The organism is Endozoicomonas sp. ALD040 (assembly GCF_049275945.1).
Taxonomy (GTDB): domain Bacteria; phylum Pseudomonadota; class Gammaproteobacteria; order Pseudomonadales; family Endozoicomonadaceae; genus Endozoicomonas_A.
On record NZ_CP184829.1, the window covers coordinates 4,134,617 to 4,149,469 of the forward strand.

7 protein-coding genes are annotated in these 14,853 nt (G+C 44.3%); all 7 read right to left on the reverse strand.

Features of this window, described 5'->3' with window-relative positions; translation table 11 throughout:
* Positions 1–125 precede the first annotated feature (125 nt).
* Positions 126–1,550, reverse strand: a complete 1,425-nt coding sequence (locus tag ACOJUN_RS15240) for a hypothetical protein (RefSeq protein WP_422132792.1) — start codon at positions 1,548–1,550, stop codon at positions 126–128.
* Positions 1,550–6,601 (reverse strand): AAA domain-containing protein, encoded by a 5,052-nt coding sequence (locus tag ACOJUN_RS15245; protein ID WP_422132793.1) that lies wholly within the window; start codon positions 6,599–6,601, stop codon positions 1,550–1,552. Before ACOJUN_RS15245 ends, ACOJUN_RS15240 begins: the two co-directional genes overlap by 1 nt.
* Before the next feature lie 46 nt (positions 6,602–6,647).
* A complete protein-coding gene (locus tag ACOJUN_RS15250; protein WP_422132794.1) occupies positions 6,648–8,516 on the reverse strand; it encodes a UvrD-helicase domain-containing protein in 1,869 nt (622 codons plus the stop codon).
* Positions 8,513–10,378: an ATP-dependent nuclease gene (locus ACOJUN_RS15255; protein WP_422132795.1), complete on the reverse strand. Its 1,866-nt coding sequence runs from the start codon at positions 10,376–10,378 to the stop codon at positions 8,513–8,515. Before ACOJUN_RS15255 ends, ACOJUN_RS15250 begins: the two co-directional genes overlap by 4 nt.
* 78 nt (positions 10,379–10,456) lie before the next feature.
* Positions 10,457–12,556: a GmrSD restriction endonuclease domain-containing protein gene (locus tag ACOJUN_RS15260; RefSeq protein ID WP_422132796.1), complete on the reverse strand. Its 2,100-nt coding sequence runs from the start codon at positions 12,554–12,556 to the stop codon at positions 10,457–10,459.
* Positions 12,557–12,567: 11 nt separating this feature from the next.
* Positions 12,568–13,260 carry a restriction endonuclease subunit S gene (locus ACOJUN_RS15265; RefSeq protein ID WP_422132797.1) on the reverse strand — a complete coding sequence of 231 codons (693 nt, stop codon included), beginning with the start codon at positions 13,258–13,260 and terminating at the stop codon, positions 12,568–12,570.
* Between the two features lie 29 nt (positions 13,261–13,289).
* Positions 13,290–14,807 (reverse strand): IS1182 family transposase, encoded by a 1,518-nt coding sequence (locus ACOJUN_RS15270; protein ID WP_422132798.1) that lies wholly within the window; start codon positions 14,805–14,807, stop codon positions 13,290–13,292.
* Positions 14,808–14,853 lie beyond the last annotated feature (46 nt).

The window sequence follows — 14,853 nt, forward strand, 5'->3', positions numbered from 1 at the left end:
TTCGAGTGTAGTCCTTTTTAACCAAATATTTTTTAACTATAAACGAGGGGCTATGGCAGGGCGCACTTGACTGATGAAAACGCTCGGGCTTCATTTGACTGTATGAAGTCCCATCACCAAAAAAACTATTTAGGCCTCAACAGCCCTGCATCATGAGCTTTTCCTGTAGAGCTGTCGATATCGTCCAGAAAGCCTTTTACCCGCGATCGGATATTAGCGATCTGTCCTTTGTCTGTTGTCATGAAGCCAAATGGTATAGGTACTGGTGAAGTTTCCGGCGCTGACAAGTGATAGCTGACAACAGCAAACAGATCACTATGCACAATAACTTCAACATTTCCTCTGCAGAATTCACAGGTATAACCAAACAGGCTATTCTTATCCAACCCTTCAAACTCTGCCCCCCAGTTTCGTCGGGACCAGTCTTTATTCTCTCCTGTCAGCGGCAGATATAACTTTGGCTTATACAGCTTTTTGGCTTTTTTTCCAGAGGTCTTGGACTTGTCCAGCATATACTGTAAGCAGCTGAGAACTTTCTCTGACTTCCCCCAGAATGGGTTGCTTGGTGCCAGCCAGATCAACTCTGCAGGCTCCTCTGACGCTTTTTTCGGTTTTTTTGAATTTTTATCTAAAACCTCAGCAACCTGAATCCAGTTGTCTGGAGTATAAGTTATGCCAAGAAAGGGCGTAACGGGCGTTCCTTGAGACTCAGAATGCTTACGGTCAGAAAGTATCCGAGGAATGTCCAGCCCATCATCAGTTATGTAAATTTTACTCTTATCATCCTCCAATTCATTTATGACTTTGAATATCTCCAGAGCGTTCAGAGGTTGCTTTAGCAGATCAATAGCGTCAGTGACAAGGGAAGTTGCCTCCGATGAATCCTTAAGGTCAGCGATTTCTCCTCTCTCAAGAAAGTCTCCGACAGGGCTCACAGAGAACCGATGACTTATGCGTAGGGGCTTCTCTATAACTTTCCTTACATCACCGACGTTATACAAGCTCACACGGTTATCATCGTTATCAGTGATTCCCTTAACATCACCATTATCAACAATGTTCTGGAAGTGCTGTTGAAATGCTTTTCTGGCCAGTACTTCACTCTTTGCCTTGCGTTCATTGTCAATATTGAGACGGAGTGCAAGCTTCCAGTTCTCATTGATTTTTTTAGCCCCGAGATAGTTAAGGCTCGACAATTCGAAGTTAAAATGTCCAGTGGACTCATCAATTTTTTCGACTTTGGGTATCGCCTCCATTCTGGAAAAATATGATCGGCTTTGGCTGGTGAGCTCAACACAGGCATCGTCTCGGTATCTGAGATCCCCACTTGTAACAAGATCTGATAACGCTTCGTTCAGCTCTCTCTTTGTGAGAGAAAAGAACTGAGCCAGGTCACCCGGAGTAAGTGGGGAAACATTGACAATCCTGAGAATAAATTCCCTTATAAAAGATAGTCTCTGAGCATCTGTATAGGAAAAGCTGATATGAAACCTGTGTACAGGAAGAACAAAATCCAGCTCGTGGAAACAGACCGGGTTATTTTTTTCCATTATTTACTTCTCCTTTGCTGGCCTTTTCCTTTTGCTTTAAACACCCTGTACTCTGTACCGCTACTTTCCATATGGTTAAGAACCCTGCCAAATGGCATCTCTTTATTTTTGCCACTCCACATGTTTGTTGAGCCCACAATGACAAGTCGATCCATTGCCCTGGAAAGAGCAACATTGATCCGATTAGGGGAGTGAAGGAAGCCAGGAGACTGCCTGCCATCCGCACGAGTTATAGAGAGAATAATGATCCGGTTTTCCTTTCCCTGGTAGCTGTCAACGGTGTCGATTTTGACAATATTTTTAAAGTCATCACTCCAAGAAATTTCATTGAACCTTTGCCTGATGAACCGCTTCTGCTCCCCATACATACAAATAACACCAATACCGGCTTCCCCCTCTTTGAGGTGTTGGCCTAGCTCAGCCAGAAAGTCAGTATTTCTCTCAATTTCTCTCAGCAGAGAGATGATCTGATCAGCCTCGGTCCTATTGTATATGCTGACCCCCTTGTCCTCATTATGATAAGCCTGCGACTTAAGACTTGCGGTATCTAGCCAGGTAACAGGGTGTTGCAAAGTCTGTGGAGCCAAGTGGTAAATGTCAGGTACAGCGCGTTCACCGGTAACCAACTTACCCTCATAAAAGCAATCCGAAACCATTCGACCAATAGGCTCTATCATTCGATATTGAGTCAGCAACTGCGCTTGTGCCTGCTTACCATACTCGGACTCAAAAGCTCTCTCGAAATCGCTCTTGAGTATGCCATCAAGATCTTCAGCCGCTGCAGTTACACCCAGTTTTTTGGCAATTGCTTTCTGGTGCGGTTTTGAATACATCGGAGGTAGCTGTTTATGGTCACCAACAAGTAAGATTCGCTTGCCTACTTGCATGGCGATCGCTAATTCGCTGGATATAGAGCGGGCAGCTTCATCAATGATGACCCAATCATACTGCTGTTCACCTATTCCCATATGCCGCTGACCAATACCCACACAGGTACCCGTGACCAGCTGTCTTGATCTGGCAAGGAACTCATCATAATTCACTCGATCCATTGCTAGAGCATCCAGCATATCCATGTATATTTTCACCAGCGCTTTAGCTTTTAGGGTTTCATTAGGCTGTAGATCAAACTGGTATTCCAGTTTCTGATAAATCTTGGATTTCACATCCTCCACTGAATCTTCTGTATTCCAGCTGATGCTAAAGTCTTCACGCAGGCTCTCGGTTATGGAAGCGATCAGCTCTTTTCTTGCTCTGGTAAGATTTTTAACCTGATCTTGATCGTCATTATCATCTGCTGACTGGTTATCCAGTGCCTTTAGAGCATCCATCTTACTGAATAACTTGAATTCAGCTTGTGTAAGATCCTTGAGATAATCCTTCTCAACTCCCAGAACTTTACTCATGGCCATAATTTTGTGACTGGCTTCTACCCTGAAAAGTTCCCTTTTTACATTAACTATTGAGCCTGCATATACATCTTTCAGGGAGTCAGAAACAGTGGATTCACGGTTACTGAAGCGAACAACCTCTAATGGTGTATCCAGCCTTCGACAGTGTTTACGAATCCGTTCTGCGGCGGTATTTACTGCTTCATGGGACTGGCTGACCAACAGAATGCTATTTACCTTCTCCTTTTCAACAAGAAAATGTACGAAGGCTGCAATGAATTCAGTCTTCCCTGTACCGGGAGGTCCCTGCAGTAGCGACAGTGGTCCATATCGCACCAGATTCCGGAATGCCAGTCGTTGCTGGGGATTCAGGCTGATGGCATTCCCATGGTCGTCAGGCCTGTCATATCTGGTGAAATCCTGATCAGTTATCTCAATGGGGTACTCAATCGCCTGTAGCTGACACTCAGGATCAAAATACTCTGTAAGATTGGGTATGACACTGCTTCGATCCAGTATGCGCTTAAGGGCATTTTTCCTCTTTTGATAGGAAGACCTGTCCATTTTGGTTCTGAAATAAACAATATCACCATCAGTAAGAGCTTTGGCGCGGTGTGAAATCTTCTTGAGATGAACCTCACTAATGCTTGACTTTTTCAGGTCAACATCGCCCAGCCATGAGTCTTCATGCTCTTCATTGATCTTAAGAACCTCAACATCATCCCCTTTTCTGAACTTTTCCAGCCCTTCTGACACTTCCGGTGTATATGGTAAAGCAAGCTTAGAGCTATTATTCTCAGGGACAAAAACATCACCCGATACCTCAATGTAGGGCAGGGCCATTGTTTCAGTATCAAGGACGGCTTTCCAAAGTTCGGATGTTTGAAAAGTTATATCTTCTGAGTCTTTGGTATCAGGCGTAACGCTGAGGGCAGCTTGTTCTTCTACGTCAACAAGCGCAGAGGCGAATATTTCAGCAGACTCACCTGTAGCTTCCACTTCCATCGGGGAAATAGCTTCAGGTTCTTTTTCTGGACGTAGCTTTGTATTGACGACCCTTTTAAACTCATCAAATTCGCTTATTCTTTGATTAAGCTCGCTGAGTTCATAGAAATGTTCACTGATTATGTGGATAGCAAAAGGTAGCGTAATGTCACTGGAGTCAGCATCTTTCCTGCTAACCGAATCTCTACTTCTGGGTTGGAAGCCAACGACAAAAGCACTCTCGCGAGGACTGTAGATTAGGTCTACAGACCCACCCAAGCCGATAAAGCGAACTCTTGCCTCGTCTGGATTCTTCTTGCTCCGCTCTACACTTACAAAAAGCTGACCATTATCCGGGTAAATAATGATCTCCTCACTTAGATTTCTCAACCTTATTTCAATGATTTCAATGACTTCAATATCTTCATTGAGTTCATTATTATCAGGCTTGAGAGCCTCAATAAATCGCTCGAGGCTCCTGAATCCTGCATCAATATCTTCTATTTCCCGGCGAACTGCAGTACAAATCTTAGGGTATGCCTCAGAATCCTGATTCCACCCCATGCCAAACAAGTCGCAGGTCATCCTCATCACTGCGAAGTTGTCTCGCTCTTGTCCGGAACAACCATCAATGTTCTCAGGACTGTAGAGATGATTAAAAGACTCTTTGCCAAATACGCTGAAGTCGGGCAGATCAAGAAACTTAACTTGAGGATGCTCAGGATTTGTTATGAGCAGATTTTCTGGATGAAGATCACCATGATATAAATTCAGACCATGAAGATGCGTGGTAGCGGAAATAAGGCTCTCAATCAATAGTTTCTTTTGCTCATCTGTATAGCTCGTTGCTGCCGTTTCCCAAGTTTCACCTTCAACATAGTCGGTGACCAGAAACAGGCTGCTAGAACGGGCGGACAGCCCGAAATCATGAATCTCAGGTAAATAGTCCGGAGAAAGGCTTTTCAAGGAGGTGAGCGTTTTACAAAAGTGTAGAGAGCGATAACCCTGCTCAGGGTCATTGCTCGAAGGATGCACATTTAGCCAGACCTTCACCAGTTGATTGTCAGACCTATAAACTTCTTTGGTATCTGATTCCTTCAGTAGTTGATCTTCAGGGTATTGCCGCTCAACCTTGAATGGCTTCTGAAAAACATCCAGTTCAGAAATGTCGAATTCGAACTCACTTGTATCATGCGGCTCATGTTCTTTAAGCGATGAAAAAAACTCTCCAGCATCCTTAAAGCCTTGGTGGCGCATGCCATCCAGGAAAATATTTTTATACCAGGTTGCAGAGTTTTCGATTTTTTCATCCAATCCTTTCAGGCTTTCGGGAGATATACGGCGGCCTTCAAGTATGTGCCATGACAGTACAATAAGTGCATGCACATCAATCTGAAAAGGTGTCGTGGTTGGCTGAACAGTCATACCGAATGGCGCTTTAGCCTCACTCACCGAAATCAGTTCTCGAATATCCCCCACAGTTCCAGCTCTCTGGTCATAGGCTGAAATAAAGCTTGAAAGTGCAATATCCCGACTTGGCGATATCCAGATGGAGTGGCTACCTATATCCCGGTGAGCCACCTTGATCTCGTGGAGATCCGCAAACTTGGCAACCAATAACTTAACAATACTGAACCGGTCACTTTCAGAAAGTGGTTCTGAAAATCTGCCAATAAACTCATTCAAGCGCTGATGGCTGGGCGGTAGTTCATATAATTCACAGTACTCTGAAGGAATATTGCCTTCATAAGAGCTTCCAGGGAGAGCTCTCAGGCAATAATTATATAGCTCGGGCTTTTGATGTTTGATCAAGCTAAGAACATCGCGCTCACGGCTAACAATGTGTTGCCTGCCCTCAGGTGTTTTAGCAGCCTTATTTTCTATCTTGTTGAAATCCCAAACCCGTAATAGAGCTTCTTCCTCTTTTCTTTGCTCTAAAATTGATCGAAATTCTTTATAAATCTCTGCAGGGTGTTTAAATACGTGCTCAACAGCTTTGTAACCGTTGATATAAATATGCTTGGGGGCTGTATTACCTTCGCTGAAAATTTGATCAAAAACAGCCGCATCATTGCGAAGTTCCGCCTCAGGATGTGGTCTGAACCGTTTATTAAACTTATTTCTGTCTTTATAAGATAGAAATTCATCCAGAGTAAGTGTATGTTGCAGGTCAGTCTCCGGAAGTTGAGAAAAATCTGCATCTCCAGTCATTACCACCAGATGATGAATTTTAGGCAGGCGCCCTGAAGAGAGCTTGTTCTTGTATTTTTTTAATTTATTTTGCAGTAAGTAGAGCTTTCGCTGGGTTACATCTACCGGAGAGTTCCCCATCTCTTGATCGTTTTTGCACCATTTCCCGCGATTAGCTGTGATTTTACCGTGATTCCAGTCTTTCAGTTCAATGATCAGAATATTACAGTGCGTGATAATAACCAAGTCAAACTCACCATCTTTTCCTTTTGAGTCTGTGAAGCGAAATCCTGCGTAACCTTTCCATGGGAACATACTGTCTTGGGGAATTCCAAGCTGCGCTCCGAGCTGCTGGGCCATGGAGCTACCGGATTGCCCTTTACTTTTCTGCTTACCTGCTTTGGCGGGCTGGAAACGCTTTTGTATCTTCTCAATAGCAGCAATCTCTTGTTGCTGAAGCCCTTCATGCCATAGTACAACGTCCATTACGATCTTAATCCTTTCCTGTTTTATACGGGTATTTAGATGATACTTAGAGCTTTGTCAGATCCACTACTGTCCATCCCAGAGCTTCCGCTTGAGACTTATATTGAGATGTAAATCTGCCTTTATCCATGGCAAGGCACAGCAAATATTTAGGCCTTGTCATTGCCACATATAACTGCTTCATGAATTTTTTCTTTTGTACTGCAGTTACCTGCCTGCTCTGATTCTTCAGAAGATAATCAAGCAAACTGTGAATATCGTAGCTTTTGCCAAATTTTGTCTCAAAGATGAGAGTTGCAGCATGGGTCTCACCCTTAACGCTATGGATTGTTGCAACTTCCACATCAATAACGTGATCGCCCTCTCTATACCTGTATACATTCCCTTTAGAAGTGCCATCTTCTTCATGGAGTGAGTCCGGAGGGATGTAGCCCAAAAAGTCTAAGCTGCCCCCGGAAGGAGCTCTCAACCCAGCTAATCTCAGAAGGTTAGAACTGCCCTGCTGCCATCTTTCTGCATCCTGAAAACCGCTATTTATAATATTCAGATACAGCTTGTTAAAATCGTGTTTTTTCCCGGTTGCCTTCAAATATTGTCGAATAGTCTCTGTCGTGCAGACTTGCTCCGCAGTCTCTGGCATGGTTATTTTTTGCTGACTTAAACGCGCGTAATGAACAATACCATCAAGTACAGACCGATAAGCAGCGCCAGAGTGGCTAATTGCAGAACCACCATTGTGCAAAAAATAATCTATAAATCTGGCTGGCCTAAATCTTCGAGAAGACCTGGATTTATCAAAATTTGGAAAATAATGAGGAATTGTCAACCCCTCTGGTTTTTCTATACCAATTGCGCCTACTGCCTTGAAAGAGGCGCAAGCAGGCACTGGCACATTTTCGCAACACAGTTTTGCAAAAGCAGGGATGGCTGCTTGCCTTGACTGCTCATCAACAAGAAAAACCGTATTGGGATAGAGCTTATCGGTTGTTTGCGATGACTGGATACTGATGCCCTGATAACTTAGGCCTGAAGAGAGAGTAGCGATAGCAGGAGAGAAGCGATGGCTATTACAAATAGCATCCAGTTCTGCATCATTGTATGAGGTGTTTGGCGTATCAGAACCCTCAAATATTGATTGATCAGGGTCACCAAAACGCTGAAGCTGCGAGTCTCCTTCACCAAATATGCTGTTGATTACTTCATCCTGAAAGAGGCTTGTATCCTGCATTTCATCAATGAAAGTAATAGGGAATCTATAGCGTATAGCAGCAGCGGTTCCTGGATTTTGGTTGATACCAGCTTTCCCATATTCATACATTTCCCTGAAGAAATGATATCCATTCTCATGTAGCCGCTGTTTTATGCTGTTAAGGTCCTGATAACTCACTGACGTAGATGGTTTGTTAAAACCTGGGACCTTTAGAACCAGATCTCCAGCTTCAAAAAAATACTTCAAATCAGCAGCATCTGCATACCTTTGCTTTAAAAACCCCTTTGTTTTCCAATGCAAGTTACGCTCTATAAAGCTGGTACAAATATCATCATCAATGCTGTTGACTGGTATGCCTTTTGATCGACAATAAGGAATTCCAAGAAAATTATTGACAAACTCTTGAATTGTTCCAATAAAGTGTGGATAACCAAGCAGGACACGCCCTTGAGTGTGACCTTTTAGTCGCTCAATGATCTCATCTTTGGCTACATTGGTATGGCTCAGAACACAGATACCTCTGTGTTCTTCACGCCATTTTTTTGCCAAGAGAATCAGTTTTGCGCTGACCAGAGTGGTCTTACCACTACCTGGGCAGGCTTGTACATCTGTGTAGCTTTTTAAAGCCTCTCTGCGAGCTGCATCAAAAGTCAATCCTGTTTCTTTCTGCAGTTGATCAATATCCTGATCAGTAATTGTGATCATACTCCGCTCTCCCGAATAACTTCAGACTCGAGAGGTTCTGTCACATGCTCTACGGCAGCTACGATATACGGGGGCAGAAGGTTTTTTAGTTCTTCAGGCTTGCCTTTGAAAGCCTCCTGTAACAGCTCAGAAAGCCTATAAGTAGCTTTCGTTTTACCGGAGTTATCATCTTCAATCATCCCGTAGATTTTTATTGCCTTCTCTTCCGGGTCGTCAGGCAAATCGGTATAGCCATCGTCACTTCCATGAATCGCTATATATACATGTTGAGCAAGACCATACCTGGCCAGACAATATTCAAATGTCCATTCATCAGAGATAAATGTTTTTACATTCTCACCGTCATGTTCTTGTTTTGCGGACTTATATGAAGCCAGCTTTTCAGGGTTGTCATAATGACTCCTCCAATACCGGAGGTTACCACCTCTGCCCGTATCTGTATTGGGATGTTTCTTTTCTTTAAAACCAACCGGATTTCCTGAACTCAGCTCAGCTTTATCAGGCCATACATCCAGATCAGTCATACATGCAACTCGGACAGGTAGAGTGGCTGCTGGATCTTTTGCCCGGTATATCTTGGCATAGCGTTTATAAGCAAGATTGCCAATATTTACGATGGATACGCCATAGTCCTCCAGCGGCCTACCAATGAGTTCTGCAATAGTTGGAAGCAGAATATTTTCTCCATCTCCTTCCACCATGAGAATTCCTTTGGCAAAGAACATATTCGACTTGGTGACATCAAGAAACTTCTCAAGGAATGGATAATCATCAGCATCCAGATAAGTACAGCCTTTTCGTAAAGGATATGCTTTGCCTTGGTTCATCAAGATAATGCTATCCAACGGTGCCTTAGAGGCCAAGTTTGGACTGTGTGTGGAAAGGATGCACTGAAACTGTGATTGTTCTGTCGTGAAATACTTGAGAAATTTCATCTGAAGTTGCGGATGAAGGTGTGCTTCAGGCTCTTCGATTAACAAAAGTGGAAAGCCTTCACCTTCCTGAGTCAGCAGCATCAACTCAGCAGCCATAAACAGAAGATTACTGTAACCAAGTCCATGAGACTTGCCAGTGTCATCCAGATTGAGTGACAGCCGCTCCAAAATACCCTTGAACAACGCTTGTTGTTCAGTTTCCGTCATGTCTTCGAAAGCTCTACTACCAAGCATTTCAATGGCTGGTGAAAACTGGTCGACATGGAAAGTCAGCTTTTTCAATAAATCACTAACCTTGCCTTTAGCTGACTGAATCGACTCATCATCCTTGATTGTCTGGTTTGCAGCTATTACTGCCTTTAGCAGACGCTCAATATCGTCACTCTGCCCTCCAACACTTTTTGTGCTTGCTAATAGTTGTGATAACCGTGAGTAGCGTCCTGAGGTAAGTTCCGCTTGTGCATCTCTCAGCGGTTTTAGATAAGTAGAGCAGAGATACATTCTGGCATCTCTTTCGATTACAGTGCCTTCTGCATGTGCCCCGGAACGAATTTCAGTTTTTATATATTGGCCAGCCCGTGCTGTGTACCCTCCGATGGTAGCCTTCAGGTTTACATATAAAAAAGTTTCGGCACCCGCATCACCATAGTCATGGCTCAAATGCTCCACAAAAACAGCGGCATCCTCTATGCTTAAGTCGGCAAATTTTAACTTAATACTCAGAGAGTCTTCACCATTGTGAAAGTCGTTTTCATTGAAGCGCACCCACTCAGCTGAATTTGTGTCAAGCACTAGCCGGATGGCATCAATCAGTGTTGTCTTGCCCGAGTTATTTTCACCAATAAGTAGGTTCAATCCCTTATTGAGCTCAACGTGAAATGAATCAAATAGTCTGAAATTCTCGACTTCTACAGTAGACAGATACATTTATAAACCCTTGATTACAGTTTTTTCATCCTTAAATGGATGTATTGATAAAAATACTGTGGTTACAGGGTTCGGAATTCACTCCCCAACCTGCAAGTCCAGCGCCTGCTGCACCAGCTCCATCACATAATCCAGCTCATTTACAGCAGCAAGCTTGATCTCCACATCGCCGTTACCCCAGCGGCCAAGCCCACTTATATCCCTGCAGCGTTTCAAAGGATCATGAATCTCATCAAACTTCATATTCAGCGACAAGCGCAAGCCGGAAGCCTGAGGCACAACATCAACAAAATTCGTGTCTAATTTGAATGCGACATATTTTTTCAGAAATTCTTCCCGCACATCCTCATCCAGCGCCAGCACCTGGGTTTTGAACTTCTCATACAGTGTTTTTACCGGCTCTTTATTCAGATAAGGGTGGTCTTCCAGACTATAGGCAGACTGTACTTCAGGCTGACGATATGAGTTAAGGGTTTCTTCATCCAGCTGGGGGCAGGGCCATACATCCAACATGGTCTTGCTGAGTTCTTTGGCACGTTGCTGTATAGCGTGTTCATCCCAGTTGACCAGCTTTGCCAGGCCTTTGTTCAATCGCAGGTGGCTGTCGGCAAAACCGCCCTCCATACTTTGTTTTTCCTGAAAGGATCGGTCGCTCAGCTCAGAGTTGTATCCTGTCAGAGTGAGGTTACCGAGGGTATGCAGGTAAGTCTCATGCACCTCCTGCCAGTTTTCGCCCAGCGCCTCCTGCCAGGCTTTAGACAGGTTCGGGTTTTGGGGCATCACATGCTCAATGGTGTATTCCGTGACATGGATAGGATCTTTGTGATGATAGTTTTCCAGCTTACGCAGCCAGTAGGATCTGCTGCGCATGTTGTACATATCTTTGGTTTGCAGGTTATGTTCGAACTCACTATCCAAAGGCATGCGACGATTACCAGTTAATAGCAAAAACTTGGCTTTGAAACTTTCAACATAACGATCTTTCTTTAAGCCCACGCTGAACCGGGCAAAAGTCTTGTTCATGGAGTTCGTGGGAATCCAGCACACCAGGCGGCGGAAGGCATAGCTCTCGATATAACGCACACATTCCACAAACTCATCCAGAGCCAGCACCTTGTGGTCATAGTCGTTATACATCTCCAGAAGCAGAGGGTACGCCACATCCACTTTGTAGCTGTTTAAATCCTTAAAAGCCTCCCTGAGACTGGTCTGGCTTTCGGCTTCCAGAGTAAATGCTGCGTAATAGGTAGAATAGCGGTAAACCTCCGCTACGATATCCTGAATACTTTCGGTGCTCTTGGTCACATAAGTCTTGAACCCTTCATACACTTCATCCTTTCGAGGTGTATAGCCGGTTCTCAGGGTCAGAAAATCCCGCATAAAAGCATTAAAACGCTCGCTGTACTCCCCGTGGCCAAAGTTCTTTTCCATGGGGAACCAGTAATTTTTATAAAGCCGGTTCTGCTCCTTGATATCCTGCTTCATAAGCACATAGTTGCGAATCAAATCCGCCTGGCTCAGGGCCAGCCCGGTGGAGTTCAGGCTTTCAAAAATCAGCTGGGGATCATCCTTGTCTTTATCCAGGGCGATATCGACAATGATCAGCTTCTGTAGCCCCTTATAGATATGGCTCAGCTCGTCATCGTCCAGATTGGCCAGTTTCCCGGCAAAGAACCGACAATTGTGTTCAACCCGGTGAACGGACTCTTCTTCAAAGTCCACTTTGCCATCCACAATTTTATGAAGGGCTTCATTATCACTCTGGGTCAGCACCAGCTTGTAATAGAGTTCTCCGTCTTCCTCAGCATTGCACAGGTAGTAATTTTTCAGTTTTTTGGCATTGGTGCCATCAATCTCAATTTTCTGTTCTGCCTTTTCATTGCGTTTGGTAATCTCGTGGGACAGGGCAGCAATCAGCAGGCTGTTTGATGTCAACCGTTGCTGACCATCAATTACCAGAAGCTCAGGTACGTCACTGTGGCTATAGAGACTGCGTTCCACATACACGACAGAACCTATAAAATGCCCTTCGAGTCCGGTAGAGCCAGCCCGAAGAATATCGTTCCAGAGCTGTTCACACTGGGCATAGGTCCAGCTGTACTGGCGCTGGTAGATTGGGATAATAAACTGGGCAGATTTCTGCAAAAACTTGAACAGTCGGGTTTCCGTGGCTTTCATCAGATAATCCTTTAGAGTTGTATTTGGCCAGAGATCAGTCTGGGGAGGAGCATGTCTCGTTGTTGTTTGAGATTTTCGTTTCGCTGAGTCAGGTTGTGAATACTCCTGAACATTGGTCGAACAAGTTTAGAGAACTCTTCCAGAAGTTCCTTGGGAGGCAAGGCTAGCTTGAAGCTATCAAAGCAAGCATTCTGAACCCGCTGCCTTCCAGTTGCCCCTGTCATACTTTTGATAGCATTTTCTCTGAAGGGCATAGACCGAGCGAGAAGGTATATGTATTCGGAAGTCAGCAACTCTGACTCCCGGAGAACGATAAACTCAGTAGAGCCAAATCCAACAGGATTGGCTTCATCTAGGAACTGGACATAGCCAATCTTGCCATTTTGGAGGCAGGGTGTGATTCGTGAAAATAGTGTGTCACCATTGATAAACTTGGCTCCGCTATTACCCGCTTTAGCTTGAATATCACCAATAACCATAGAGTTTTCAGATAAACCACTCATTGGGACAAATGGCTTTTCTCCTTCTTTGGGGAGCTTTGTTCTTGGATTTATTTGCATAGCTTCTGATGCTGAAACTAACTTCCAGTTCTCAGGCATTATCCCTAGGAGCCTGACCGAGAATAGCGCAACCAGACCAACAGAAGTTTTCCCAAATCTTAAAATGAGCAAAAAATATCCAATTATTAGTGGGATTTTGCTCATTTTTGCATATTTATGCCTTCTCACAGCCTCTATGCTGCCTTTTTAGCCTCTTTCAAATCTTCGAGACGGATTGACCTCGTGGAAGCCGCTTTTACAAATTTTTTGATATTATGCGCAGTGCATACCAGTGAAAATTCCGCTGAAACTTTTTCTTTGCCGCGGAGACTGAACCCTCGGAAACCAGATTCTTTTATCTGTCCAAATGGTGGCTCCGCAATAACTTTACGACGCTCATATATGGCTTTCGCACCGGCTGTCTCCATTTTCTTATTCATAGCCTGACGTGCTTTTTCAAACTTATCGGTACGGATAACCCTGCCAGCCTCTTTCTTTGAATCACTGCAATTCCGACGATAAGGGCATTCCCTGCATACCGTCTTGTTTGCCCGGTAGCTTTTTCTTTTGCTTTTGCTGGCCGGGTTCGTTACCAGCTTTTCCCCTGCCGGACAGATAAATACATCAGCTTCGGAATCATACGCAAAATCCGCTTTGACAAACTTCCTGTCAGAGCTTTCAAGGTCGTCAGCGGCAGGCTTCTCCGCCTTGTCGGTTGCGATATAGGCATCAATCTCATGTCGCTCGACTGTATGTAAGTTTGACCCTGAAAAGTAACCATTATCCATACTCCACTTATCTACAGCCGCGCCATCAGTGGCTCCTGATAATGCCCTCAGCGCCGGCTCCACTTCCTGTACATCGTTGGCGTGTTGGCTGACATGCTGGCCAACAATGATCTGGTTATCGGAATCAACTGTAATTTGAGCATTGTAGCTGTACTCACAATACCCCTTCTTGCTCATCACGCGGGCATCGTGATCTGCAAAACTGATCTGCTTTTTGTCGTCTATTGGTTTGTCTGGATTTAAAGCTTTTTCACGTTCTTCAAGTGCTTTCTTGGCCTCTTTGATTTTTTTCAGGCGCTCTTCTTTAAACTGGAGGTCTTCAGGAATGCTGTAACCATTGGTTGCTTTGTAGGCGTCATCTTCTTCCTGATCACACTGACTGGCTTTTTTGATCAGCTCATCCACTTCGGCACTGAGTTCTGCCTCTTTCGCTTTGAGCCTCCCGTAGCTCATGGCCTTGTGTTTTGAGCTGTTGGCTTTGAACTTGGAGCCGTCCAGGCTGATATGACCCAGTGATGCCATTTTGAGTTCAATGGCCAGTTTGACTGACTGTTTGAAGCAGTCATGGAAAAACGACAGATTATCCTTACGAAAGTCACCAAGAACCCTGAAATTCGGGCAGTTCATTTGTGAGATATACATGAACGCCAAGTCTTGTCGACACCGTCGCTCAATCTCACGGGAACTGAAAACACCATGGCTGTACGCGTAGATCAGAATAGCGACAATGAGCTTTGGAGGGTATGCGTGCTGACCAAGGTGGTGATATTTTTTTTCGACTTCAGACGTATTAATGTTCTGAAAAATGCTTTCATAAATAAAACAATCATGATCTTTGGGAAGCAAATCGAAAACGTTGGTTGGGAACAGCAGATGCTGATCAAACTCAACAGGACTGTCCTTAAACTTTGGTGGTGGTGACATTTGGCATAATCAGAGTTGGTTTAAGGCTTATCATAACAGATAAGCC

Coding starts and splice junctions, on each gene's coding strand:
- ACOJUN_RS15255 (WP_422132795.1), bottom strand. CDS start 10,378: ATGTATCTGTCTACTGTAGAAGTCGAGAATTTCAGACTATTTGATTCA.
- ACOJUN_RS15260 (WP_422132796.1), bottom strand. CDS start 12,556: ATGAAAGCCACGGAAACCCGACTGTTCAAGTTTTTGCAGAAATCTGCC.
- ACOJUN_RS15250 (WP_422132794.1), bottom strand. CDS start 8,516: ATGATCACAATTACTGATCAGGATATTGATCAACTGCAGAAAGAAACA.
- ACOJUN_RS15245 (WP_422132793.1), bottom strand. CDS start 6,601: ATGGACGTTGTACTATGGCATGAAGGGCTTCAGCAACAAGAGATTGCT.
- ACOJUN_RS15265 (WP_422132797.1), bottom strand. CDS start 13,260: ATGAGCAAAATCCCACTAATAATTGGATATTTTTTGCTCATTTTAAGA.
- ACOJUN_RS15240 (WP_422132792.1), bottom strand. CDS start 1,550: ATGGAAAAAAATAACCCGGTCTGTTTCCACGAGCTGGATTTTGTTCTT.
- ACOJUN_RS15270 (WP_422132798.1), bottom strand. CDS start 14,807: ATGTCACCACCACCAAAGTTTAAGGACAGTCCTGTTGAGTTTGATCAG.